General features: G+C 74.4%; 25 protein-coding genes. 9 read left to right on the top strand and 16 right to left on the bottom strand.

The window, feature by feature from the left end:
* Positions 1-8: 8 nt before the first annotated feature.
* On the bottom strand, positions 9-905 hold the full coding sequence (locus ACFZCD_RS01585) for a LysR family transcriptional regulator (protein ID WP_391826715.1): 897 nt from the start codon (positions 903-905) through the stop codon (positions 9-11).
* A 94-nt stretch (positions 906-999) separates the two neighbouring features.
* Here ACFZCD_RS01585 and ACFZCD_RS01580 point away from each other — a divergent pair, with 94 nt between their 5' ends.
* Positions 1,000-1,860 carry a PhzF family phenazine biosynthesis isomerase gene (locus ACFZCD_RS01580; protein WP_391826713.1) on the top strand — a complete coding sequence of 287 codons (861 nt, stop codon included), beginning with the start codon at positions 1,000-1,002 and terminating at the stop codon, positions 1,858-1,860.
* Between the two features lie 55 nt (positions 1,861-1,915).
* On the opposite strand, the gene ACFZCD_RS01575 is transcribed toward ACFZCD_RS01580, so the two are convergent.
* From ACFZCD_RS01575 to ACFZCD_RS01560, 4 genes are all read right to left on the bottom strand, one after another.
* The gene (locus ACFZCD_RS01575; RefSeq protein ID WP_391826711.1) at positions 1,916-2,041 is read right to left on the bottom strand and encodes a DUF6126 family protein; all 126 of its coding nucleotides are present in this window, start codon (positions 2,039-2,041) and stop codon (positions 1,916-1,918) included.
* A gap of 227 nt (positions 2,042-2,268) precedes the next feature.
* Entirely contained in the window at positions 2,269-2,973 is a 705-nt protein-coding gene (locus ACFZCD_RS01570) for an alpha/beta fold hydrolase (RefSeq protein ID WP_391826709.1), read from the bottom strand.
* 187 nt (positions 2,974-3,160) lie between these two features.
* Positions 3,161-4,054 carry an ABC transporter permease subunit gene (locus tag ACFZCD_RS01565; RefSeq protein WP_391826707.1) on the bottom strand — a complete coding sequence of 298 codons (894 nt, stop codon included), beginning with the start codon at positions 4,052-4,054 and terminating at the stop codon, positions 3,161-3,163.
* Positions 4,051-5,013 (bottom strand): ABC transporter ATP-binding protein, encoded by a 963-nt coding sequence (locus ACFZCD_RS01560; protein ID WP_391826705.1) that lies wholly within the window; start codon positions 5,011-5,013, stop codon positions 4,051-4,053. The genes ACFZCD_RS01565 and ACFZCD_RS01560 overlap by 4 nt, the downstream gene beginning before the upstream one ends.
* Positions 5,014-5,251: 238 nt before the next feature.
* On the opposite strand from ACFZCD_RS01560, the gene ACFZCD_RS01555 reads away from it, so the two are divergent.
* Positions 5,252-5,539 carry a DUF1876 domain-containing protein gene (locus tag ACFZCD_RS01555; protein ID WP_391826704.1) on the top strand — a complete coding sequence of 96 codons (288 nt, stop codon included), beginning with the start codon at positions 5,252-5,254 and terminating at the stop codon, positions 5,537-5,539.
* A gap of 78 nt (positions 5,540-5,617) precedes the next feature.
* On the opposite strand, the gene ACFZCD_RS01550 is transcribed toward ACFZCD_RS01555, so the two are convergent.
* Positions 5,618-6,655 carry a hypothetical protein gene (locus tag ACFZCD_RS01550; protein ID WP_391826703.1) on the bottom strand — a complete coding sequence of 346 codons (1,038 nt, stop codon included), beginning with the start codon at positions 6,653-6,655 and terminating at the stop codon, positions 5,618-5,620.
* Positions 6,656-6,743: 88 nt separating this feature from the next.
* Here ACFZCD_RS01550 and ACFZCD_RS01545 point away from each other — a divergent pair, with 88 nt between their 5' ends.
* The 5 genes from ACFZCD_RS01545 to ACFZCD_RS01525 all read left to right on the top strand — a co-directional run bounded on the left by ACFZCD_RS01545 (position 6,744) and on the right by ACFZCD_RS01525 (position 13,057).
* Positions 6,744-7,175, top strand: a complete 432-nt coding sequence (locus tag ACFZCD_RS01545; protein ID WP_391826701.1) for a MarR family winged helix-turn-helix transcriptional regulator — start codon at positions 6,744-6,746, stop codon at positions 7,173-7,175.
* Positions 7,176-7,289: 114 nt separating this feature from the next.
* Entirely contained in the window at positions 7,290-11,210 is a 3,921-nt protein-coding gene (locus tag ACFZCD_RS01540; RefSeq protein WP_391826699.1) for a helix-turn-helix domain-containing protein, read from the top strand.
* Between the two features lie 253 nt (positions 11,211-11,463).
* On the top strand, positions 11,464-11,700 hold the full coding sequence (locus ACFZCD_RS01535) for a hypothetical protein (protein ID WP_391826697.1): 237 nt from the start codon (positions 11,464-11,466) through the stop codon (positions 11,698-11,700).
* Positions 11,701-11,711: 11 nt separating this feature from the next.
* Positions 11,712-12,389 carry an AIM24 family protein gene (locus ACFZCD_RS01530; protein ID WP_391826695.1) on the top strand — a complete coding sequence of 226 codons (678 nt, stop codon included), beginning with the start codon at positions 11,712-11,714 and terminating at the stop codon, positions 12,387-12,389.
* Between the two features lie 5 nt (positions 12,390-12,394).
* Positions 12,395-13,057: a lysophospholipid acyltransferase family protein gene (locus ACFZCD_RS01525; RefSeq protein WP_391826693.1), complete on the top strand. Its 663-nt coding sequence runs from the start codon at positions 12,395-12,397 to the stop codon at positions 13,055-13,057.
* A 51-nt stretch (positions 13,058-13,108) separates the two neighbouring features.
* On the opposite strand, the gene ACFZCD_RS01520 is transcribed toward ACFZCD_RS01525, so the two are convergent.
* From ACFZCD_RS01520 to ACFZCD_RS01505, 4 genes are all read right to left on the bottom strand, one after another.
* Positions 13,109-13,342, bottom strand: coding sequence for a hypothetical protein (locus ACFZCD_RS01520; RefSeq protein WP_391826691.1), 234 nt, complete (start codon positions 13,340-13,342; stop codon positions 13,109-13,111).
* 307 nt (positions 13,343-13,649) lie between these two features.
* Entirely contained in the window at positions 13,650-14,147 is a 498-nt protein-coding gene (locus ACFZCD_RS01515; RefSeq protein WP_391826689.1) for a nucleoside deaminase, read from the bottom strand.
* Between the two features lie 90 nt (positions 14,148-14,237).
* Entirely contained in the window at positions 14,238-14,711 is a 474-nt protein-coding gene (gene cynS, locus ACFZCD_RS01510; RefSeq protein WP_391826686.1) for a cyanase, read from the bottom strand.
* Between the two features lie 117 nt (positions 14,712-14,828).
* Positions 14,829-15,449 (bottom strand): carbonic anhydrase, encoded by a 621-nt coding sequence (locus tag ACFZCD_RS01505; protein ID WP_391826684.1) that lies wholly within the window; start codon positions 15,447-15,449, stop codon positions 14,829-14,831.
* Between the two features lie 170 nt (positions 15,450-15,619).
* Between ACFZCD_RS01505 and ACFZCD_RS01500 the strand changes: the two genes are divergently transcribed.
* The gene (locus ACFZCD_RS01500; RefSeq protein WP_391826682.1) at positions 15,620-16,837 is read left to right on the top strand and encodes an erythromycin esterase family protein; all 1,218 of its coding nucleotides are present in this window, start codon (positions 15,620-15,622) and stop codon (positions 16,835-16,837) included.
* Positions 16,838-16,874: 37 nt separating this feature from the next.
* Here ACFZCD_RS01500 and ACFZCD_RS01495 read toward each other — a convergent pair whose 3' ends face one another.
* On the bottom strand, positions 16,875-19,286 hold the full coding sequence (locus ACFZCD_RS01495) for a SpoIIE family protein phosphatase (protein WP_391827910.1): 2,412 nt from the start codon (positions 19,284-19,286) through the stop codon (positions 16,875-16,877).
* Between the two features lie 214 nt (positions 19,287-19,500).
* Positions 19,501-19,893 (bottom strand): thiol-disulfide oxidoreductase DCC family protein, encoded by a 393-nt coding sequence (locus ACFZCD_RS01490; protein WP_391826680.1) that lies wholly within the window; start codon positions 19,891-19,893, stop codon positions 19,501-19,503.
* Between the two features lie 151 nt (positions 19,894-20,044).
* Here ACFZCD_RS01490 and ACFZCD_RS01485 point away from each other — a divergent pair, with 151 nt between their 5' ends.
* Positions 20,045-21,298 carry an SUKH-4 family immunity protein gene (locus tag ACFZCD_RS01485; RefSeq protein ID WP_391826679.1) on the top strand — a complete coding sequence of 418 codons (1,254 nt, stop codon included), beginning with the start codon at positions 20,045-20,047 and terminating at the stop codon, positions 21,296-21,298.
* A gap of 63 nt (positions 21,299-21,361) precedes the next feature.
* Here the strand turns inward: ACFZCD_RS01485 and ACFZCD_RS01480 are convergent, their stop codons facing one another.
* From ACFZCD_RS01480 to ACFZCD_RS01465, 4 genes are read right to left on the bottom strand one after another with little or no spacing between them, the layout of a single operon-like run.
* On the bottom strand, positions 21,362-22,381 hold the full coding sequence (locus ACFZCD_RS01480) for an MFS transporter (RefSeq protein ID WP_391826677.1): 1,020 nt from the start codon (positions 22,379-22,381) through the stop codon (positions 21,362-21,364).
* A gap of 39 nt (positions 22,382-22,420) precedes the next feature.
* Positions 22,421-22,621, bottom strand: coding sequence for a hypothetical protein (locus ACFZCD_RS01475; RefSeq protein ID WP_391826675.1), 201 nt, complete (start codon positions 22,619-22,621; stop codon positions 22,421-22,423).
* An 11-nt stretch (positions 22,622-22,632) separates the two neighbouring features.
* Positions 22,633-22,773: a hypothetical protein gene (locus tag ACFZCD_RS01470; protein WP_391826673.1), complete on the bottom strand. Its 141-nt coding sequence runs from the start codon at positions 22,771-22,773 to the stop codon at positions 22,633-22,635.
* Between the two features lie 31 nt (positions 22,774-22,804).
* Positions 22,805-23,719 (bottom strand): glycoside hydrolase family 25 protein, encoded by a 915-nt coding sequence (locus tag ACFZCD_RS01465; protein ID WP_391826671.1) that lies wholly within the window; start codon positions 23,717-23,719, stop codon positions 22,805-22,807.
* Positions 23,720-23,811 lie beyond the last annotated feature (92 nt).

Raw genomic sequence — 23,811 nt, 5'->3', positions numbered from 1 at the left:
CACGCCCTTCACGGTCCGGTGGCCGCCGGGAAGTGGCGCGTGAGTTCGGCGACGACCGCCCGGGCGGCCGGGGACACCCAGCGCCGCCCGTGCCGCGCCACGCTGACGGGCACGTCGGGGAACGGGGGCCCGCCGACGACGGCCAGGCGGCCTTCGCGCAGGGCGTCCTCGACGGTGGCGCGGGGCAGCAGCGTGAGGCCGAGGCCCGCCGCCACGCAGGAGCGGGCGGCCTCGATGCTGCCGAAGCGGGTCAGCCGTATCCGCGCGCCGGGGACGGAGAGGAGGCGATGGGCGAGGCGGTCGCTGTACGAGCAGCCCTGCTCGTGGAGGAAGAAGGTCTCGCGGGCCAGTTCCTCCCACGTGACCGGCTCGTTCCGGTGGGCGAAGGGGTGTCCGGGGGCGCAGAGCAGGACGAGCGGTTCGCGGGCGAGGGGCTCGGCGACGATGCCGGGGAAGGAGACCTCCTCCTCCAGCAGGAGGGCGATGTCGAGCCGGCCGGTCCGGAGCCCTTCCACGGCCGCGGCGGTGCCGGCGGGTTCCAGGTCGACCTCCACGCCGGGGTGGGAGCGGCGCAGGGCGGCGATGACGCCGGGCAGGCGGGCCGAGCACAGGGTCTCGCCCGCGCCCACGGCGACGCGCCCGGCCGGCGGGCCCCCGGCGGCGGCCGCGCGGAGGCGCGCCTCGGCGTCCAGGACGGCCTCGGCCTCTTCGAGGAGACGCCGGCCCGCCTCGGTGACCGTCGCGCCGCGCGGCAGCCGGTCGAAGAGTTGCGTGCCCAGCTCCTTCTCCAGGGCGCGGATCTGGACGGTGACCGTGGACTGGGCGAGGTGCAGTTCCGCGGCCGCGGCGGTGAAGCTCCCGGTCCGGGCGAGGGCGAGGAAGGTACGGAGGAGGCGGGTGTCCACCGGGCGAGGATAGGCCAACCCATCGGGTTTCTCGATGGTAATTATCGAAAACCATCGTTTGTGGTGATGCGAAAGTCGCGGAAGAGTAAGGGCCATGATAACAGAGATCCTTCGTTACACGGCCTTCACCTCCGACCCGTCCGGCGGCAACCCGGCGGGAGTCGTCCTCGACGCCGCCCGCCTCGGCGAGGACGACATGCTCGCGATCGCCGCCGAGGTCGGCTACTCCGAGACGGCGTTCGTGACCGAGGGGGACGCGGCGGCGCGGCGCTTCCGGCTGCGCTTCTTCAGCCCGCTCGCGGAGGTGGCGTTCTGCGGCCACGCCACGGTCGCGACCGCGGTGGCGCTGGCCGAGCGCACCGGGCCGGGCGAGCTGGTCTTCGACACGCCCGTGGGTGAGATCCGGGTGGCGACGGAGACCGACGGGCAGGGCGTGGGACGGGCGACGCTGACCAGCGCCCCCACGCGCTCCCGCCCGGCCGAGGACGCCGTGGTGGACGCGGCCCTGGCCGCCCTGGGCTGGGCGAGGGCGGATCTGGACCCGGCGCTTCCGCCGCACGTCGCCCACGGCGGGAACGACCATCTCGTCCTGGCCGCCGCCTCCCGCGCCCGGCTGGCCGCCCTGGACTACGACTTCGACGGGCTCGGCGACCTGATGCTCGCGCACGGCTGGACCACCGTGCAGCTGGTGTGGCGGGAGGACGCGGGACGGTTCCACGCGCGCGATCCGTTCCCGGTGGGCGGCGTCGTGGAGGACCCGGCCACGGGGGCGGCCGCGGCCGCGTTCGGCGGCTACCTGCGGGCGATCGGCGAGGCCGGCGAGGCCGGCGAGGCCACGACGATCCGGATCCGCCAGGGCGAGGACATGGGCCGCCCCAGCGAGCTGCTGGTGGGGATCGATCCGGCGGACGCGCGGGTCCGGGTGACGGGGCAGGCGGTGCCGCTGGCGGCGTGAGGCGGCCGGGGGCCGGAATCCGGGCGGTGCTCCGCTGCGGGCCGCAGCCCTCGCGTCACTTGTCGGCGTGCCCGCCGAGGTAGAACAGCAGCCAGATGAAACCGGCGAAGAGATGCGTGACGAACACGTAGACCAGCACCCGGAGGGCGACCTGCCGTTCCGCCCGCTTCTCACCGCTCATGGCGGGCCTCCCTCTGGTGTCGCCGATCGCCGCTGTACCGGCGAAATCCTACCTCCGGGCGCGGCCATCGGATTACGGAGGGTGATCAATGGCGGGTGCGCAACCACCGCCGCGGTGCGTCACCACCGCGGCGGGGACCGGCGGCGCCCCGCGCGGTCGGCCCGGCAGCCGGCCCGGCTGTTGGCCCGGCAGCCGACGCCTCAACCGGCCCCGCAGGCCCCGCGCGGTCAGCTCGCGCTCTCGCACACCTCCAGCACCAGCCGTGCGACGGCGTCCGGCTCACGCAGGGTCGGCATGTGGTCGCTCTCCTGCAGCCGCACCAGCCGGCAGCCGGGGATCCGGGCCGCCATCTCCTCGTTGCACCGGACCACCTCGGGCTGGTCGTGCTCGCCGAGGGCCAGCACGCACGGCACGCCGATCTCGCCCAGCCGGTCGAAGGCCGGCGCGTCGGGCACCTGGTAGGGGTGGTTGGCGAACCACGCCGGGATCACCGCCCGCAGGTGCGCCGCGGCCTCCGCGTCGTCCCCCGTGCCGGCCGCCGCACAGGACCGCAGCAGGAAGGCCACCAGGCCGTCGATGTCATCCGCTTCGGCCAGCCTCGCGATCTCGGCCCGGAACGCGGGCGAGGAGATCCCCTCGTAACCCGTCACGCCCGGGACCAGCAGGGCGAGCGCCGCCACCCGCCCGGGGTCGGCCAGCGCGAGGTTCAGCGCCGCGGCCCCGCCCATGCTGGAGCCGGCCACGGCCACCCGGCTCAGCCCGAAGTGGTCGAGGACCGCCACCACGTCGTCCACCAGCGAGTACTTCGCCGTGGGTGCCGGGGAGCGCCCGTACCCGCGCACGTCGAAGCGGATGACCCGGTGCCGCTCCACGAGGCGCGGAAGGACCGGGTCCCAGATCCTCGAGTCCCCGACGCCGGGGTGCAGCAGCACCAGCGGCAGGCCGCCTCCCCCGCTCTCCCCGTTCCCTCCGCTCGCTCCGATCCCCCTCTTCCTGCCATTCCCGTCACTCCCTTCCGGGCCTTCCGAATCGTCCGCCCAGACCACACCGTCTTTGACCGGCACCATGTGCTCCATGGCGCCCAGTCTGCTGGCTCCGCCGCCGGTTCCACCAGGAGTTTCACGGCGCGAGGTCGCGGCGGGCGAGCAGGACGAAGGCCAGGGCGATGCCCACGGCACCGGTGCCGACGAGTACCCCGAACTGCCCCCAGGGAACAGCACCGTGGGCCAGCGCGTCACCCGGCGTGTAGTAGTGGAAGGGGCTGACGAAGCGCAGGGGCGCGGCCTTCGACCAGGCCATGGCGACGAAGTTGACCGCGAAGCCGACGGCGCCGAAGGCGATGGCCGCGCCCACGACGCGCGCCCTGCTGCGGGCCGCGGCCGATACGGCCAGGGCCGGCCCGGCCAGGCACAGCGAGAAGCCGAAGCCCAGCAGCCCGGCCGCGTACACCCCGCGGAGCGGGACGGCGTCGTGCAGGTCCGGGGCCAGTGCCACCCCGGCGGCCACGGCGAGCGTCGAGGCCGCGTTGAGCAGCAGGGAGACCAGGACGAGGGCGCCGGTGCGCTCGGCCAGCAGCCGCGCCCGGGAGACGGGGCGGACCATGAGCAGCTCGACCGTTCCGGCCTCGACGTCGGAGGCGACCGCGCCGGCGGCCAGGGAGCCGATGGCGGTCAGCTGCAGGGCGATCCAGAACGGGTGGGTGAGCCCGGCGCCCAGCAGGCCGGGGTAGGTGGCGATCGACACGTCCCCGTTCGAGCCGCTGAACGCCTTGAACGCGTTGGGCGGCTGATGCCCGCCCGCACCGAAGATCTCTTCCGCCGAGACGGTGGTCGTGATCACGACGATGAGGGCCTCGAAGACGGCGATCCCCGCGGTCAGGGCGGCGATCATCCGGCGGCGGCGGTGCAGGGCGAGCCGCATCAGGGGGAAGCGGCCGGTCATGGGACGGCTGCGTCTCCTGGGGCGGCTGCGTGCCCCGGGGCGGGGGCGCGTCCTGGGGCGGTCGGCGGTCATGGAGGCGCCTCCTCCGCCGTCGTGCCGTCCCCGCCGCCCGGGCCGGGGAGGGCGGCGCTGTTGCGGTAGAGGTCGAGGAACGCCTCGTCGAGCCCGGCCTCCTCGACCGTGACGTCCTGCACCGGCAGCGCGAGCAGCTCGCGGAGGGCGGCGACCGTCCGGTCCGGGGGGATCATGAGGACGACCTGGTCGCCGTGCCAGTCGGGCGACCAGTGGTCGGCGGCGCCGAGCGGCCGCCGGCCGAGGCCGTCGGCGAAGGTCAGCCGCACCTTGCGGGCCCGGGCCTCGCGCAGGGCGGCGACCGTGCCGGTGGTCACCAGCCGGCCGGCCCGGACGATCGCCACGCGCTGGCACGTCCGCTGCACCTCGGGCAGGACGTGGCTGGAGAGCAGGACGGTGCGGCCGGCCCGGACGACCTCGGCCAGGAGGGCGTAGAAGGTCTCCTGGACGAGGGGGTCGAGGCCTTCGGTGGGCTCGTCGAGGATCACCAGCTCGGGTTCGTGCTGGAGGGCCTGGACCAGGCCCAGCTTCTGCTTCATGCCGCGCGAGTACGCGCGCACGGTCCGGTCGAGGTCCGCCTCCGAGAGGTCCAGGCGCGCGCAGAGCTCGTCCTGGCGCGGGGCGGGGGCGCCCTGCAGCGTGGCCAGCAGGCGCAGGGTCTCGCGGCCGGTCAGCTCGGGGTAGAGCCGCAGCTCCCCGGGGAGGTAGCCGAGGCAGGGGGCGAGGCTCAGGTGCTCGGCGACGGGATCGCGGCCGAGGACGCGGACGCGGCCGGCCGTGGGCCGCAGCAGCCCGACGAGGCAGCGCATCGTGGTGGTCTTGCCCGCCCCGTTGGGGCCGAGGAAGCCGAAGACCTCTCCTTCGCCGACGCTGATGCCGAGGTCTTCGACGCCGACCGTGCGGCCGTAGCGCTTGGTCAGCGAGACGATGTCGATGACGTTCCGCGTCTGCTCTCCCACGGCTGCCTCCGTCCCGTGCGGGACGTGCGTCCCGGCCAGTGACGTGCCGTCCCTACCAGCTTCGGTCAGCCGGGGCCGGGCTGCCAGGGCTCGCGGAGGGCACTCCCGGGGCATCCCGTGCACCCCGTGCCGGAGGGCGGTGAATGGGCGAAGCTGGAAGGACCGGAAGTGAGGGGAGGGGCGAGCGCGAAGGCAGCAGAAGGCAGCTGACGGGCAGCTGAAGGCAGAGGAGCCGACGATGCCGCACACAGTGGAATGGAATGTTCACCTCGACCTGGTCGAGGAGGAGGGCACGACGCGGGCCCGCGCCACGCTCGACACCGGGGCGGCGAAGGTCACGGGCCGCGGGACGGCGACGTGCGCGCCCGGAGACCGGGACGTCCCGGAGATCGGCGACGAGTTCGCGGCCGCCCGGGCCCTGCGCGACCTCGGCGAACAGCTGCTGCACACCGCGGAGCACGACGTCGCCGCGGTGGGGGCGGCGCCGGAGCCCAGGAGGTCGCCGATGTACGGGTGGCCGCTGTAGGGCACCGTTCGCAGGCGGCCGGGCCGGGGCGCCGTGCCCGGCCCGGCGGCGATGTCCTGCTCCGGGGCCCGGGGTCCCTCAGACCCCGACCGCCTCTTCCATCTCCTCTTCCGCCTCGGGTCCGGCGCCCTTCCGGTGCGCGGCCGGTCGCGCCGTGCGCGTCTCCGCCCACCACGCGGCCGCCGTCACGGCCAGGCCCACGACCAGCCACAGCGCCAGCGTCAGCACGTGCCCGCCGAGGCCGTTGTGGTCGAAGTAGACGAGGCTGCGCGTGCCCTCGACGAAGCCGGCGCCGTTCCAGAAGGAGTGCAGCCCGGCGAAGAAGCCGTTCTGCAGCTCCGGCCGGTACACGCCGCCCGCGCTGGTGAAGTTGAGCATCACGAAGAGCACCATCATGCCCAGCGTCGTCCAGCGCTTGAGGAAGGTGTGCAGCCCGACGCCGATGAGGAGGATGCCGGCCGAGTAGGCCCAGGCCATGCCCCACAGGCCCGCGAGGCCGTGGTCGACGAGGTGGAAGACGGGGCCGGCCAGCACCGTGCCGAAGACGCTGACCACGAGCGAGGTCGCCACCGCGAGCGCGGCCCGCAGCCGCATCGGCAGGGCGGCGCCCGCGCCGCCGAGCACGGCGACGGAGGCGTACGAGCCGATGCTCAGCGCGACCAGCAGGAAGAAGATGCCCTGGCCGGTCGGGTCGCCGTCGGCGGGCGGCGCGACGTCGGTCACCTTGAGCGGGGCGCCGGTGCGCGCGGCGACGGGCGTGAAGACCTTCTGCACGGCCACGGCGGTGGTGTCGGAACCGGCCGAGGCGACCAGCAGCTCGGGCGCGCGCCGGTCCGGCACGTAGGCGCCGAAGACGTCCTGGTGGCGGAGGGCGCGCACGGCGGCGTCGCGGTCCGCGACGGTGCGGACGGCGAGCCGGTCGCCCGCCTTGCCCGCGATGCCCTGCGCCAGGGCGCTCGCGCTCGGTCCTGAGCCCACGACGGCCACGGGGAGTTCGTGCGGTTCGGGCTGCGAGAAGGCGCCCAGGTAGGCGAGGCCCATCCCGACGCACATCAGGAGGGGGGTCAGCAGGTGGCTCAGTACGTGGCGCAGTGCGCCTCGGGTGGCGGGTCTCATGGCGCTTCGTGGACTCCGAAAACTAGTTGGCTTCTACAACTTTCTCTTTAAGTTGTACTATACAACCAGAACCGGAAAGGAAACATCCGTGCCCGACCGTGACGCATCTCTCGAGACCATCCAGCGCGAGCTGACCGCCTTCGCCCGCCGCGCGCGGGCCGCCGCGGCCCGCCTCCACCCCGAGCTCTCGCTCGTCTCGTACACCCTCCTCGCCCACCTGGAGGAGCAGGGCGGATGCCGGGCCACGGACCTGGCGGCCCACTACCTGCTGGACAAGTCCACGGTCAGCCGGCAGGTCGCGGCCCTGGAGCGGCTCGGTCTCGTCGAGCGCCGGCCCGCACCCGAGGACCAGCGCGCCCAGGTGCTGCACCTGACCGCCCGCGGGGCCGGGACCCTCGCCCAGGTCGCCGCCAACCGCCGCGCGGCCTTCCGGGAACGCCTGGGCGACTGGGACGGGGCGGACCTCGACCGCTTCGCCGCGTACTTGCTGCGCTACAACGCCTCGGCCAAGCGCAATTAGTCACTCGTTGGGCTGTTTTGTCACCATCGTGGGTGAGCCGCCCTCTCCGGACGAGCTAAGCAGGCGTGGAGCAGAAGACCTGCCGGCGGATTCGGACGGAAGGGCGGGCGGACCGTGCACCCACGCGGAGACGACCGTGACCAGGACGGCCCCTCCCCCGCCGTGGCCACGGCCGCGGGCGAGGAGCTGCGCCGGCTGCGGCAGCAGCGGGGCATGTCGCTCGCCGGGCTGTCCCGGGCCGTCCACTACACCAAGGGCTATCTGAGCCGGGTCGAGACCGGCGAGAAGCCGATGACCGCCGAGGTCGCCCGGCGGTGCGAGGAGGCCCTCGGCGCCGGCGGGGTGCTGACCCGGCTGGTGCCCGAGCCGGAGGGCGGGCGCCGGAACGGGCGCGGCGGGCTGCTGGAGGTGTGCCCGTACCGCGGTCTGGCGGCGTTCGACGCCGAGGACGCGGGCTGGTTCTTCGGCCGGGAGCGGGCGACGGCGGCGCTCGTCCGGCAGCTGACGGAACGTCTGGACGGCTCCGGGCCGGTGGCCGTGGTCGCCGCGTCGGGCACGGGCAAGTCGTCGCTGCTGCACGCGGGGCTGGTGCCCGAGCTGCGCCGCGGCGTCCTGCCGGTCGCCGGGTCGAGCCGCTGGCCGGTGGTGACGATGCGCCCGGGCGAACGGCCCGTGGAGGAACTGCTGTCCCGGCTGGCGGAGGCCGCCCCGGCGGATCGCGACCACCTCCGCAGGGCGCTGACCGGCGGCGGGGCCGGGGCGCTGGCCCGCGCCGTGCACGCCGCGCTCAACCGCCGCCCCCGGCAGGCCGGTGCACGGACCGGCGGAGCGGGCGCGGGCGGCGGGGCGCCGCGGCGGGCCGTCCTGGTCGTCGACCAGTTCGAGGAGGTCTTCACGCTGTGCCAGGACGCCCGGGAGCGGGCGGAGTTCGTCCGCGCGGTGCACGCGCTGGCGACGGGCCCCGCACCCGCCGATGACAGGGGCGGCTCCGCGGCGCTGGTGGTGCTGGGCGTGCGGGCCGACTTCTACGGCAGGTGCCTGGCGTTCCCCGTGCTCGCGGCGGCGCTGGGGGCGGGCCAGCTGCCCCTGGAGCCCATGCGGGAGCAGGAGCTGCGGGAGGCCGTGGTGCGGCCGGCCCGGGCCGTGGGCCTGGAGCTGGAGCCGGGCCTGGCCGAGCTGATCCTGCGGGACCTGGGGGTCGCGGACGGCCTCGGCGGCGCGGGCGGTCCCGCGATTGCGGACGGCCTCGGGGAGAGCGGCGGGGAGGACGGCGGCTGCTACGAGCCGGGGGCGCTGCCGCTGCTCTCGCACGCCCTGCTGGCGACGTGGCAGCGGCGCCGCGGCACCCTGCTGACCGTCGAGGGCTACCAGCAGGCCGGCGGGATCGCGGGGGCGGTCGCGGCGACGGCCGAGCGGGCGTACGGGCGGCTGTCCCCCGCCTGCCGGGAGGCCGCGCGAGCCGTCCTGCTGCAGCTGGTCCGCGTGGACCAGGACGGGCGGTCGGCGCGCCGGAGGGTGACGCGGGAGCGGCTGTCGCAGGACCTCGGGGCACAGGCCGGGGCGGCACTGGAGGTCGTGGAGGCCTTCACGGCGGCGCGGTTGCTGACCGTCGACGCCGACCGGGTCACGCTGGCGCACGAGGCCGTGCTGCGGGCGTGGCCGCGGCTGCACGCGTGGATCGAGGCCGACGCCGCGGCGCTGCACGGCCTGCAGCAGCTGAGCGCCGCGGCCGCGCAGTGGGAGGCGGAGGGGCGCGATCCCGCGCTGCTGCCGCGGGGCAGCAGACTGGCGGCGGCCCGCGAGGTGGCCGGGCATCCCCTGGCCGCGGCCGGCCGGACCGAGCGGGCCTTCCTGGAGGCGGCGAGCGCGCTGGCGGCGGCCGAGCAGGAGACGGAGCGGCGCCGGGCGCGGCGGCTGTACCGGCTGCTGGTGTCCCTGGCCGTCCTCCTCGCGCTCACGCTGGCCGGCGGGGCGACGGCGGTGCACCAGAGCCTGCGGGCGGACGCCGAGCGGCACGTGGCCCACTCCGAGGAGCTGGCCTTCCGGGCCGTCGCGGGCAGCGCGCCCCGGCCCGAGGTGGCGATACTGCTCGCGACCGGCGCCTGGCGCGACGCCCACACCCCGGCCGCGGCCGGCGCCGTCCTGAGCACGCAGGCCCTGCCGTACGCCGGCCGGCTGACCGGGCACCGCGAGCGCGCCTTCGCCGTGGCCTGGCTGCCCGGCGGGAAGCGGCTGCTGTCGGCGGGCGCGGACGCGACCGTACGGGAGTGGGACGCCCGCACGCACCGGCAGGTGGCGGTGGTGAGGAACGGGAGCGCGGTGCGCGCGCTGGCCGCGGCCCGGGGCCGCGGCCTCGTCGCGTGGGGCGACGAAGCGGGCGCCGTGACCGTGCAGGACCGCGCCGGGGGCCGCCCCGTGCCGCTCCCCCTGCCCCGGGAGAGCAGGCACCGCGGGACCGTCCGCGGGGTGGCCCTGTCGGACGGCGGGGAGCTGCTGGCCTCGGCGGGCGAGGACGGCACGGTCCGGCTGACGCACCTGGGCGGGGGCCCGCCCCGTACGGAGGTCAGGGACGCCGGCCTGGGCTGGCTGTACGCCGTGGCCGTCAGCGGCGACGGCCAGCAGGTCGCGGCGGCGGGCCGGGACGGACGCGTGTGGCTGCTGGACACGGCCGGCGGAGGCACGAGGGTCATCGGCAGCCGGGAGTTCGGCCGCGTCCGGGCGCTGGCCTTCTCGCCGGACGGGCACCGCCTGGCCACCGGCGAGTGGCTCGACCGCATCGGTCTGTGGGACACCCGGACCGGCGAGCGGGAAGGCTCGCTCGAAGGGCTCTCGGACTCCGTGTTCGGCGTCGCGTTCTCACCGGACGGCAGGCAGCTGGCCGCCGCCGGCCAGGACGACACCGCCGGCATCTGGGACATCGCCGAACACCGCCGCATCGCGCAACTCGTCAGCCACATCGGCCCCGTCCACTCCATCGCCTACTCCCCCGACGGCCGCACGCTGGCGACGTCCGGCGAGGACGGCTCGGTGCGCCTGTGGACCCCGCAGGCCACCGTCACCACCCCGCTCCCCGGCTCGGCCTGGCTGGACGGCGCCCTCAGCCCGGACCGCTCCCTCCTCGCCCTCGCGGGCCGGGACGGCACCGTGCGCCTCCTCCGCACGGCCGGTCGCGGTCTGCGCACGGTGACGGCGGGACAGGACCCCGTGCGGGCGGTGGCGTTCAGCCCGGACGGTTCCCTGGTCGCGGCGGGCGGCGAGGACGGCACCGCCACCGTGTGGCGCACCGCCGACCCCGGACGGCCGGTCCACCGCTGGCGGGCGCACGACCGGGCGGTCACCTCGGTCGCCTTCCGCCCCGGGGACCCCGCGGTGCTCGCGACCGCCGGGGAGGACCGCAGCGCGAAGGTGTGGCGGCTCGCCGGGAGCGGGGCGCTGCCCGAGCGGTCGCTGCTCGGCCACGGCGACGGCGTCTACCGCGTGCTGTTCCTCGACCGGTCCACGCTGGCCACCGGCAGCCTCGACAACACCGCCCGGATCTGGCGCCTGTCCGACGGCCGCGAACTGCGCCGCCTCACCGAGCACGAGGACACCGTCTTCGGCCTGGCCGCCGACGCCCGCCACGGGCTGCTGGCCACGGCCAGCCGCGACCACACCGTCCGGCTCTGGGACCGCACGGGCACCAGGAGCCTGCGCACCCTGGCAGGGCACACCGGCCCCGTCACCTCGGCGGCCTTCGACCCCTCCGGCACCCGGCTGGTGACCACGGGCCGCGACAACACCGTACGGATCTGGGACCCGGCCACCGGCCGGTTGCTGCTGACCCTCACCGGCCACACCGACCGCGTCCGGTACGCGGCCTTCCTCGGCGAGGGCGGACCGGTGGTGTCCGTGGCGGAGGACGGCACGGTGCGCTGGTGGGACCTGGACGTCCCCGGCGTCCTCGCGCGGACCTGCAAGGCCCTCGGCAGCGCCACCGGCCGGCCGCTCTGGCACCGCCTCCTGCCGGACGTGCCGTACGCGCCCGGCTGCCCCTGACCGCGCGGCCGCCCCCGGCCGCACGGGAGCCCGGGATTCACCTGCCCTCCCTCCGAGGGCACTTCCCTCACATGCGCATCACGGCTGGTGACCAGCGGTTGTCCGGCGCCTCGTCCCCCCGAGGCAACAGGAAACCCCTGTTCCGGAACGCTGCCCGCTCCGACACTCGGAACACCGGGACAACGGCGACCGGCTGCGGCCGGTCCCCCCCCCCCCACGAGCCGGAGAACCGCCCACCAGCCAGGGAAGCGCCATGAACCAGCACGCCGCAGCCGGCACCCGCTCCTCTCCCCTCACCGGTCTCCGCCGCACGGCCGCGGCGTTCCTGACCGCTCTCACCGTCGCCGGCAGCGCCCTCGCCGCCACGTGCACGACCACCGTGACCGTCACGGCGACGACGACCGCCGGGGGCGGCGCGGAGGACCAGGCGCAGTGCGCGCCCGCATCCGCCCCGCTTCACGCCGTTGCCGCCCGGCCCGTCCATAGGTGATCATGCGGTTCATGCACAGCGACCTCTTCGCCCAACAGAACATGGCCAAGCCGGCCACCGCCCCCGGCATGGCCGTGCACAACGCCAAGTCCATCGTCTACGCGGTCGACGGCGAGTGCTACGCACGCCAGGGCTCGATGGTCGCTTTCCGGGGCGACCTGCAGTTCGAGAAGCACGGCCAGGGCGTCGGCAACTTCCTCAAGCGGGCCGTGACCGGCGAGGGCCTCGCCCTCATGACCGTGCGCGGCCGCGGGGAGGTCTGGTTCGCGCACGAGGCCGCCAACTGCTTCATCGTGGACCTGGCCCCCGGCGAGAGCCTCACCGTCAACGGCCGCAACGTGCTGTGCTTCGACCCGACCCTCTCCTACGAGATCCACACCGTGAAGGGTGCGGGCATGACGGGCGGCGGGCTGTTCAACTCCGTGTTCAGCGGCCACGGGAAGCTCGGGGTGATATGCGAGGGGAACCCCATCGTGATCCCCGTCTCCCCGCAGAGCCCCGTGTACGTGGACACCGACGCCGTCGTCGGCTGGTCCGCCGTCCTCCGCACCTCGCTGCACCGCTCGCAGAGCCTCGGCTCCATGCTGCGCGGCGGCTCCGGCGAGGCCGTCCAGCTCAAGCTGGAGGGCGAGGGCTTCGTGATCGTACGGCCGAGCGAGGCGAAGCCCCAGAAGCCGCAGAACGGCTGACCCGGGTGCTCGGCCGGCTCGCCTCCGCCCTGGTGCCCGCCGTCGGACGGCTCACCGTCACCTCCGATCCCGGCGCGGCCCTGCTGCCCGGCAGCATCATCGCGGCCAACCACACCTCGCTGGCCGACCCGGCGATCGTGCTCGCGGCCCTGCACCGGCTGGGCGTGGCCCCTGTCGCGCTGGCCGCCGCAGGCCTGTGGCGGATCCCGCTGCTCGGGCGGATGCTCACCCACGAGGGGTACGTGCCCGTCTACCGCAACGACCCGCGCGCGGTACAGGCGCTCGACGGAGCAACGGCCGCGCTCGCGGACGGCCGGCTCGTGCTCATCTACGGGGAGGGCGCCGTCCCCCGCCGCAAGGACGCGGGCGAGGCGGCGCCCCGCCCCTTCCGCCGCGGGCTGGCCCACCTCGCCCTCACCACCGGGGCCCCCGTCGTCCCCCTGGGACAGGCGGGGGCCCGGCGCGTCACCTCCGGCAGCCGCCCCAAGCAGCTCGCCGGACTCGTCACCGCGCCCGTACGCCGGCCGGCCCTGCACGTGCACATCGGTGCACCCGTCCGGCTGACCGGCGACCGGGCGTCGGCCACCGTGCACGCCCACGAGGCGGTGACCAGCGCATGGCGCACCGCCGCGCAGCGCATAGGAGAGCCGGTCGGCCTGGCGGCCTGAGGGCCGCCGGGCGGTCCGGCACGGGCCGCACCGGTCGCCCGGCGCCGCGCCCTAGCGTCTGGCCTGGGGGTCATCGCTCCCCTGGCCCGTGCCGTCCTTCCCTTCCGGAGCGATCTCCGAGGCCCAGCCCTCGGGGGGCTCCTGGTACGGGCTGCAGGTCCCGCACGAGGCACACGTCCACCTGCCGTGTACCCCGAGGACGACGGACCCGCAGCCACTGCAGGTGTTGGTGGTGTAGTAGGGCTCGCCCGGTGCGGCGTGCGAGCGCCATGCCTGCTCTTCCATGTCACCCAGACTGCCATGAACACTGTGAGCACGAGGACTTCCCGTCGGGACCGTTGATGGTCGACGCGCCACATTCGGGACAGTTCATGACCCCCTCCCCCTCTCTCCTTCCCGTCTCCTCTGCCTGCGGCGCACGCCGGGCAGCAATCAAATACCGGTGATCCGGCAGGAGTTGAGCCCAAGTCGAGCCGTAGATGAGCCTTAGTTGCCTTCACCATCGGACAACCGGGCCGAAGGCACCAGACACCGCGCTCGAAGTGTGATAAGCGCGATGCCGGCCGGCGACGGAGGGGGCGGGCCGGCGGGGTCAGGCGGTGGGCGCTCCGGGCACGCGGCGGCTTCCGCCGTTGCGCTCCTGCCACTCCCGGTAGACGGCGGTGGCGGCATCGCGGGGCTCGTGGCGCAGCGGCAGGCGGCGGTCGCTCCAGTCCTTGGCGAATTCCGCGTAGAAGGTGCCCAGTTCGAAGTACTTGCGGTCGTCCACGTAATGGGGCGCGTAGTCGTCGCGCCCGGTGAGGAAGACCACCTCGTCGGGGCTGCAGTAGTAGAGCGAGCCCAGGCACATCGGGCAGGGGTGCGCGAGGACGTAGACGGTGGCCCCGGTGAGGTGCTCGGTGCCGAGCCGGGTGCAGGCCGCGCGGATGGCGAGGATCTCGGCGTGCGCGGTCGGGTCGGAGGTCTGCGCGACGAGGTTGGGGCTCTCGGCGACGATCTCGCCGTCCATGACGATGACGGTCGCGAAGGGGCGGCCGCCCTCCCGGACGTTCCTGCGGGCGATGTCGATGGTGCGCTGGGCGAAGTCCACGGGGTGCTCCTTGGGGTGGGCGGGCGCCCGCGCCCGGCGGGGGGCCGGGCGCGGGCGGACCGGGGTTTACCGGTGCGGGCGACGAGGGCGTCAGAAGGGCTTGGTGGGCAGGTACTTGCCGTCGAGCGTGATCACGGCGCGCTCGCCGCCCTCCGGGTCGGCGACCTTCTTCACGTCCAGCTTGAAGTTGATCGCGCTGATGATGCCGTCGCCGAACTGCTCGTGCACGAGGGCCTTGAGGGTCGTGCCGTAGACCTGCAGCATCTCGTAGAAGCGGTAGATGGTCGGGTCGGTCGGGACGCCGCCGTCGATGGAGCCGCGGGTCGGTATGGCCTGCAGCAGCATCGCCGCGTCGTCGTCCAGGCCGAGCAGCCCGGCGACGGCCTTCGCGGAGTCCGCCGGGAGGGCGTGCTGGCCGAGGACGGCTGCGGTGACGAAGGCGACCGAGAGGCCGGCCGCATCGGCCAGCTCCTGCCAGGTGAGGTCCTTGCGGGTCTTGGCCTCGACGGCGGCGACGGCGAGCTGCTGACGGGCCTGCGGGTCGAACTGGGCGTGGATGGTCATGGGGTGTCCTTCACTGGTGGGTTGAGGCACGGGTGTGCCTGTGTACGGGTGTCTTGGGGTACTGGCGCGCTGATGTGCGGGTGCGCTGTCGTGCTGACGCCCGGACGAGCCGGCGGGTCAGGCGGCCGGGAGGGCGGCGAAGCGGCCGCGGCCGGCGTCGAGCTCCTCGACGGTGCCGCTGCCGATGTCGAAGACCCAGCCGTGGAGGCGTACGGCGTCCCGGGCGAGGGCCCGGGCGACGGACGGGTGCGTGGCGAGGTTCGCCAGCTGGGCGGCGACGTTGCCCCGTACGAGTGCGGCGACCTTGTCGTACGGCTCGGCCGCCTCCTCGTTGCGGGCGGTACGGGCCCGGGCGGCGTCCGCGTGCCGCAGCCAGTCGGCCACGGCCGGGAGGGCGGCGAGGTCCTGCCCCTCGGCGAGGGCGGTCATGGCGCCGCAGGCGGAGTGCCCGCAGACGATGATGTCGGCGACGCCGAGGACGCCGACGGCGTATTCGACGCCCGCCGCCACGGCGTCGGGGCCGGGCGTGTAGGCGGGGACGAGGTTGCCCGCGGTGCGGATGACGAACAGCTCGCCCGGCTCGCGCTGGGTGATCAGCTCGGGGACGACGCGGGCGTCGGAGCAGCCGATGAAGAGGGCGCCGGGCTCGTGCGTGGTGGCGAGCCGCTCGAAGAGCTCCGCGCGCCGGGGGAAGACGTCCTGCCGGAAGCGCTGGACTCCTTGGGCGAGGTGGTGCATGAGTCACTCCCTTGGGGTGGATGCCGGTGGGGGCCGACGTGTTCCACTGTGCATGACCTGCACCTATAGCGTCCAAGAGCTGCAATCCATGTCAGCCATTGGTCTCATCTATAGCCACTTCGAGATGATCTTCTTGACCTCGATCAAGCTTGAGGTACGAGGCTGAGGACATGACGAACGACAGCACCGATATCGCCCGCACGACTGCCGCTGGAACTGGCGCTGACACTGACACCGGTGCTGGCACTGCGAGCCTGTCCGACACCGCCCTCGACGAGCTCGCCGGGACGCTCGCGGGCCCGGCGACGATCGTCGGCATCGGCGAGGCGACGCGCTCCTCCCGGGAGACCTTCGGCGTGCGGGACCAGCTCTTCCGCCGCCTGGTCCGGCACCACGGGTTCCGGGCGCTGGCCGTGCACGAGGGTGCCGGCGTCGCCGCCGCGCTCGACAGATACGTGCGCGGCGGCGAGGGCTCGGCCGAGTCCGCGCTCGACGGCGCCTGGCGGCCCTGGCGGACCGCCGAGACGGCCGCGGCGCTGGAGTGGATCCGGGCGTTCAACCGGGACCACCCCGGCGACCCGGTCCGGATCTTCGGCGTGAAGCCCGTACAGGCCCGGCCGGAGGACTACGACGCCGTCCTGGCACACGTCCGTGAGTGGGCCCCGGACCGACTGGCGGAGCTGGCCTCCCACCTGGACCCGATCCGCACGGCGCACGAGACCGATGAGCACGTGCAGCGGGCCCGGGGAGTGCACCCGGGACGCCCGTTCGCCGGCCACGCCCGCGACGCCCTCGCGCTGCTCCGGTCCTTGCCCGGTAACGGCCGTGACGGTGACGGCATCCTGGCCCGGATGCTCCTGATCGTGGAGTTCCACGAGGGCAGTGTCGCCGGACGCGGCACGTACGCGGGCGACGCCGCGGTGTGGGCGGACGTCATTGCCGAGCACCAGCGTCGTACGGGCCTTCGGGTGGTCTACTGGGACGGCATCGCCCACACCTCGGCAGCCGAGACGGTCCTGGGCCCGGCCCCCGAGGACGGCCCGCAGCCCAGCGTCGGCAGCCTGCTGCGCAAGCGTTACGGCACGCAGTACGTTTCGGTGGCGATCGGCTTCCACCACGGGGATCTCGGTGTCGCCGTCGTCCCGGCGCCGGCCGGGGACACGATCGACGCCATGCTGGGTGAGGCGGAGCTGCCCGCCCACTGGCTCGACCTGCGCCGCGACGCAGTACGCCGCCGGTGGGACGGTCCGGCCAAGCTCCGCGTCATCAGCGGGGTTTACGACCCTGCCCGCGATGCCGCCGGGCACATCGCGGTCGCTTCCCTGGCCGACGCGTTCGATGTGCTCGTCCACATCCGCCGGGTGACGCCCGTCCGCCCGCTGCCGTAAGCCCCTCGGCCGGGGCCGGCTCGCCCGCCCGGGTGCGTCACGGCAGCAGTTGCTCCGTCCAGACCGTCTTGCCGTCGCGTCCGTAGCGGGTGCCCCAGCGCTCGGTCAGCTGGGCGACGAGGAAGAGGCCGCGGCCGCCTTCGTCGGTCGTCCGGGCCCGGCGCAGGTGGGGGGCGGTGCTGCTGGTGTCGGAGACCTCGCAGATGAGGCGGGGGCCGCGGATGAGCCGGAGGGTGACCGGGCCGCCGGCGTAGCGGTAGGCGTTGGTGACGAGTTCGCTGACGATGAGTTCGGTGGTGAAGACCAGTTCGTCCAGCCCCCAGTCGCTGAGCTGGTCGGTCATCAGCGTGCGGGCCTGCCCGGCGGCGCGCGGGTCCGCGGGCAGCGTCCAGGTGGCCACGCAGTAGTCCGGCAGGACGCGGGTGCGGGCAAGGAGGAGGGCGACGTCGTCGCCGGGCTCGGCGGGCAGGAGAGCGTCCACGACGGCCTTGGCCGTCTCGTGCACGGAGCAGCCGGGGCGGGCGAGCTCCTGCGAGAGGCGGTCAAGCGCGGCGTCGACGTCGAGGGTCGGGGTCTGGATGAGGCCGTTGGTGAAGAGGGCCAGGAGGCTGCCTTCGGCCACCTCGAACTCGGCCGCCTCGAAGGGCAGCCCGCCCAGGCCGAGCGGCGGCCCGGCGGGAAGGTCGGGGAAGGTCACCTTCCCGTCGGGGGTCACCAGCGCGGGCGGCGGGTGACCGGCGCGCGCCAGGGAGCAGCAGCGGGAGACCGGGTCGTAGACCGCGTAGAGGCAGCTGGCGCCGGTGACCTGGTCGAGGGGGAAGTCGCGGCTGTTGTGCTCCTGTTCGGCGGCGAGGCCGTGCACGAGGTCGTCGAGGTGCGAGAGGACCTCGTCGGGGTCGAGGTCGAGTTCGGCCAGGGTGTGGACGGCGGTGCGGAGGCGGCCCATGGTGGCGGCGGCGTCGATGCCGTGCCCGATCACGTCGCCGACGACGAGCGCGACGCGCGCCCCGGACAGCGGGATGACGTCGAACCAGTCCCCGCCGACGCCCTCCACCGCGCCGGCGGGAATGTACTGGTGGGCGATCTCGGCGGCGGGCAGCTCGGGCAGTTCGCCGGGCAGCAGGCGGACCTGCAGGGTCAGGGCGGCCTGGTGCTGGCGGGTGTAGCGGCGGGCGTTGTCGATGCAGACGGCGGCGCGGGCGGCGAACTCTCCCGCGAGGGTGAGGTCGTCCTCCTCGAACGGCTCGGGGCAGCCGGAGCGCCACAGGCTGACGAGCCCGAGGACGAGTCCGCGGGCGGCCAGCGGCAGCATCATCACGGAGTGGGCGCCCAGCTCCCGGGCGTGCGCGGCGCGTTCCTGGGCGACGACGGCGTGGTCCTCGGCGGTGCGGAGCTCCGGCACGAGGATCGGGCTCTGCTCGGCCAGGCACCTGCCCTGCGGGGTCTCCGGGCCGAAGCGGATGAGGCTGCCCAGCGGGTTGAGGGCTTCCTCGGCGCCCGGGGTGTCGGACCTGATGGCCGTCCGGCGGACGGGCCCGAAGCCGTCCTGCGAGGGTTCCTCTCCGCGGCTGACGGGTTCGAGGAGGTCGACGGTGACGCAGTCGGCGAGCTCCGGGACGAGGACGTCGGCCAGCTCGTGGGCGGTGGTGGTGACGTCCAGGGTGGTCCCGATGCGGGCGCCCGCTTCGTTGAGCAGGGCCAGCCGGAGCCTGGCCCGGTGGCTTTCGGTGATGTCTTCGACCAACTGGGTGACGCCGAGGATCTCCCCCGCCGAATCCTCCATCCGGAACGCGGAGACGGAGACGTAGCGGATGCGGGAGGGGTCGCTGCGCAGCCGGCACGGCTGCTCGGTGAAGATCATCGGGTGTCCGGTGGCCAGCACGTGCCGCAGGCCGCGCTCCACCGTCTCGGTGTCCGCCGTCACGAGGAAGTCGCCCGTCCGCCGGCCCCGGGCCTGCTCGGGGGTGATGCCGCCGATCCGGGCGACGGCGCGGTTGATCCGCAGGATGCCCAGGTCGGTGTCGTGGACGGCAAGGCCGATGGGCGCGCGCCGGAACAGCCCGTCGAGGATCGACCGGTCCGTCTCCCACTGGGCCACCTCCTCCGCAGGGGCGCCGACGAGGAACCACTCGCAGCCTGGGCCGCGGGTGACGCAGCGGGCCCGGACGCCGACGCGGACGCTCCGGCCGTCGCGGTGCCGGACGGGCACGATGCCGAACCAGCCGGACGCCTCCCGGCACTCGGCGGCCGCGGCCACGATCCGGTCCCGGTCGGCGGGGTCCACCAGCACGTCGAGCGCGGGCCGCCCGATCACGTCCGCGTCCCGGTGGCCGAGGAGCGCCTCGGCGCGGGGGCCCCAGCCCACGATGGTCCCCCGGTCGTCCAGCACGGCGGAGGCCGAGTTGCCGACCGAGAAGGGGTCCTCGGGGCTCTCGTGGAAGAGCGTCATGGGTTCGTCCGTCACACGGGACCTCCTTCCCCGGATTTCCGCCGGACTTCCGCCGGACGCGCCGCGGCTGCCGTCTTCTCCTTACTTCTCCTTCCACAGTGATGCGTGAAAGGCGTCGGCGCTTGCCGGCTGCCCGGCCCGGGGCGCGCAGGGGGTGGTTCGCGCTCCCCCGAACGGAGCAGCCGGCCGGGAACGGGGCAGCCGGCCTGCTGTCCTAGCCGGGTCCGGGACGGCGGTCCGCGGGGAGGGCGCAGGCGGCCGTTCCGCCCGGGAGCCTGTGGCGGTTGTCCGCGATCAGCCGGTACAGGCCGTGGCCCGCCCAGCGCGCCGGCGGCAGGGTGAGCACCGCGCCCGGGACGGCCCACGCGCCGGGTGCGCTGAGCAGGAGCTTGGCGACGGCCTGGGCGCCGCCGTGGACGGTGCCGCCGGGGGCGATCCACAGCAGCTCGTGCTCGGCGCGTTCCCGGGTGACGCCGAGTTCGCCGAGGTCGGCGAACTGCCAGGCGACGATGGAGCAGCGCGGCCGGACGTACTTCTCGGCGAACCGCACCGCGGTGGTGCAGAAGCCGCAGTCACCGTCGTAGACGAGGACAGGTCTGGTTCCCATGGGGCCATGATGCTCCGGCCGGGGCGGGGGCGGCCGTCCGGGGTGGGGGCGGACCGGGTGGGGGCGGCTCCATCGCCGGTGTCAGTGCTGTCAGTGGCTCCCTCTATCGTCGGGGCCACCACTTGATCACCGGCAACGGGGGAAGCACAGCATGGACACCGCAACGGCAGACGGCGGACGACGCACCGGGGCAGGCGAGGAGGAGCGGCCGGAGCGGCTGACGGTGACGGCGCTGCCGGACGGGCTGACGCACGGTCCCACGCGGCGGTTCCTGACCGGGACGGGTCTGCCCGCGGCAGCGGCCGACCTCGACTTCACCGGCCTCCGCGCGGGCGTGCTGGAGGCCTTCGCCCCGCCCGGGGGCGGCGAATCCCCCGCCGGGGAGCGGCTGTTCGTCCTGGGAGAGACCGGCTACTGCGGCAGCCCCGTCGTCCTGAACGGTACGACCGGCGAGGTCCGCATAGCCGAATGGTCCGCCGGCCGGTTCCGCGGGGACCTGCTCGCATCGGGCCTGCCCGCCCTCGCGGAGCTGATCGACGCCTGCGAGGCGGTGACGGCGGTCGCCCCGCGGGCCGGCGGGCGCGGCGGACCGGAGGCCGTCGCCGAGGTGCGGGAGGAAGCCGAGCGGCGGATGCGGGCCGCCGACCCGCGCCTGTTCGCCGGCGAGGCCCCTCCGGCGCACTGGGACACCGCGCTGCTGATCCGTTCGCTGCACCACGGGGCCCGCCGGGGCGGACCGGACGGCCTCATGTACGAGTTCGGCCCGGAGCTCGTCGAGGAGCTGGCCTCCCTCGACGGCGAGGAAGGCGTGCACCGCTACCGGCCGGAGGAGCTCCCCGCCGTCCTCACCCACGAACCGACCCGCCGGCTGCTCACCGAGGTGGGGCTTCCCCTCGGCGGCATGTTCTTCGGCGTCTCGGGCGAGCCCCTCCGCACGATGGCGGAAGCCCACCCGGACGCGTTCGACGATGCGGACGAGACGGGCGAGCCGGAGGGCGCGGAAGCGGCCCCGGAGGAGCGCGGCGCGATTGCGGACCGCCCCTACCAGCGCGACTTCGTCGCCCTCGCCTGGTGGCCGCACGACCTCGTCATCGCCCTCGACGGCGCCACCGGCCGCCTGGAGCTGCCCGACTGGTACGACGACGGCGAGCCCGAGGCCTACCTCAACGCGGACCTCTCGGCGCTCCTCTACGCGGTCTGGACGTACGAACGGCTGCGGGCCGAATGGCGCCGGTGGGAGTACGGCGTCGGCAACCGCACCTGGGCGGTGTTCCACCCGCACTCCCTCCTGGTCAGCCGGGTCGACGCGATGATCGAGGCCATCGACCCGGAGGCCTTCCGCACCCCGGGACACTCCTGGAGACAACTGGCCGAGGACGACCACACGGGAGGCCTCCTCGCCTGAGCTCCGGCTGGATTGGTTGTGCGGAACCGTCAGCTCACTCACGTCACTCACATCACCTCACCGTCACTCACGAGCGTGATCGACCGGCAGCGGACGTTCTCCTGCAGCATTCCGCGGAGGCCCTGCCGGTCGGCGCAGCAGGGCGGGGGCGGCGGCCAGGCTCGCCAGCAGGGTCCCGGCGCCTGCCAGTTGCAGGGCACCCGCTCCGCCCAGCAGGCTCGCGGCCGGCCCGCCCAGGGCCGTTCCGGCGAGGTTGGCTCCGTTGAGGGCGGCGCCGGAGGAAGCGAACGCGCGCCCTCGCACGGTGGCCGGGACCCTGGCGTGGATGAGATTGCGGATCGCCAGCCCCTGCAGGGAGTTGGCTACGCCGGTGAGCACGAACGCCGCGAAGGCGACGGCGAACACCGGAACACCGGCGCTGACGGACAAGGCCGCTCCCATCAGGAGTCCCGCACCTGCCAGGACGCGTGGCTGCCACTCCAGCGGAATCCGGGGGGCCAGAAATGCGGAGGCCAGGAGCATTCCGACGGTGTGCGCGGTGACCAGCACTCCGTAACCGGTGTCGGAGGCGGCCAGGTCTTCCCGGATGAAGAACACGCGCGCCACGCTCAGGATCGCGGTGAAGACGATGGCCGAGGCCAGGGCGAGGATCGCGGTGCGCAGCAGCCTGTCCGCGCCCAGCACGCCGACGCCTTCGCGCACCTGCTCCAGCCAGCTTGACCCGGCGCCACCGCCGGCAGGCTCCCGCCGCACCCTCAGCACCAGGAGGACTGCTGCCATCACGGCGAACGTCGCCGCATCGCACAGCAGGGCGATGCGGTCTCCGCACGCGGCCACGAGCAGTCCGGCGAGCGCCGGGCCGGCGACGTTACCCGCCGAGCGGAACGTCTCCAGGCGGGCGTACCCGCGCGGAGTTTGCTCCTCCCCGACGATCGAGGGCACGACGAGTTGCAGGGCGGGCGTGACGAGCGCGAGCCCCACCCCCAGCAGGACCAGCAGGGCGATCGTGCTGCTGAAGTCGAAAGTGATCAGGTCGAGCCGCCGGCGCCGGGCGCGTGGGGCTGAGTGCTCGGCCGGCGTCACGCCGGCCGTTCTGGTGTGAGTCCGGGGATCGAAAGGCGCCTACCGGTGAGCTCGGGGCACGGCCGGGGCCGGGGTGGGGGCGGTGACCTGGGTGCGGTCGAACATGCCGACGATGACCGTGAGGAGGGACATCACGACGGCCTGGCGGTCGCTGTTCCAGTCCAGTCCGAAGCCGACGGCGAGGGCGAGGACGGCCTGTGCCAGGCCGAGCGCGGCGGCGCCGATGGCGTCGTGGGCCAAGACGGCGAGGATCAGGCCGACGAGGGCGGCGGCGCGGCGTTGATGACGGCCTGCTGGCCCGGCGTGACCTCGACCCAGAACGCGGAGACGGTCTTGACGACGACGGCCACCAGAGTCAGCCACAACGCCGGTTCGCGTCCGAAGATTCTCATGGGGGTGGGGGCATCCATTCCTTCTCCGCAGTCACCAGGTCTCGACGGCGTAGACGATCCCGGCGTCCGGGGTCTGCAGGCTGACCTTCACGTCGCCCGAGGTGAGCGGCACGTCGACGGTGCCCTGGGCCGAGGCGAGGTCCACGGTCCGGATGGCGCGCCAGGTCGTTCCGTCGTGGATGGCGACGCGGACGCTGCCGGTCGGCGACGTGGGCGCGATCTGGTCCATGCCGAGGTGCAGTCGGCGGTTCGGGTGGGCGTTCCAGGCGGTTCCGGCCGGGACGAGCACCACGGTGGGCTGCGGGCCGGGCTCGACGCGACCGGTGATCCATTGCGGCATGGCGTCCTCCGAGGGGTCGGGGGCTTGCGAGAGGCGGGCCCAGGCGCGTAGTTCGTCGACGCTGCGGAGGTGGCAGTAGTCGCGGTCGACGCCGGCGTCGGAGTACTGGTGGAACAGCCAGTCGGCCTGGATCCCCGGGGCGCCGGCGGGGCGTCCGGCGGTGGCGATCCAGAGGAAGTCGCCGTAGAAGCCGGTCCGGTCCACGTGGAGCCAGTAGTCCACGTTGCAGTACATGCCGACGCGGTGGCCGGGGAGGCGGCCCTTGACGTACCGGAGCCAGGATTCCTTGTAGGCCGCCTGCTGGGGGCGCGGGACGCCCCGGTTGGCGTCGTCGTAGCCTTCCCAGTCCAGGACGACGAGGTCACCGGGCCGCCACGCCACCTGGTCGAGGAAGTAGTCGGCTTCTCCATGGGGGTGGTTGGCCATGTGCGGGTAGTGGTAGGCGCCCCACACGAGGCCGGCCGCCTTGGCGTGATCGCGTTGGCGGGGCCATTTCGGGTTGACGTACGAGATGCCTTCGGTGATCTTGACGAAGACGAAGGAAAGGCCTGTGGTGTCGGGGGTGGAGGGCTGGTAGGAGGCCCAGTCCTGGCCGTAGATGCCCATGGGTTCAGAGCCCCTTTGCGGTGAGCCACGCGCGCATGGCGGTGGCGAGGGCATGGTCGACGTCGGCCGCCGATGTCGGGGATGGGGGTGAG

Source organism: Streptomyces sp. NPDC008001 (genome assembly GCF_042958085.1).
Taxonomy (GTDB): domain Bacteria; phylum Actinomycetota; class Actinomycetes; order Streptomycetales; family Streptomycetaceae; genus Streptomyces.
The sequence above is the reverse complement of the archived record's forward strand: the minus strand, read 5'-3'. Positions and strand labels throughout refer to the sequence as shown.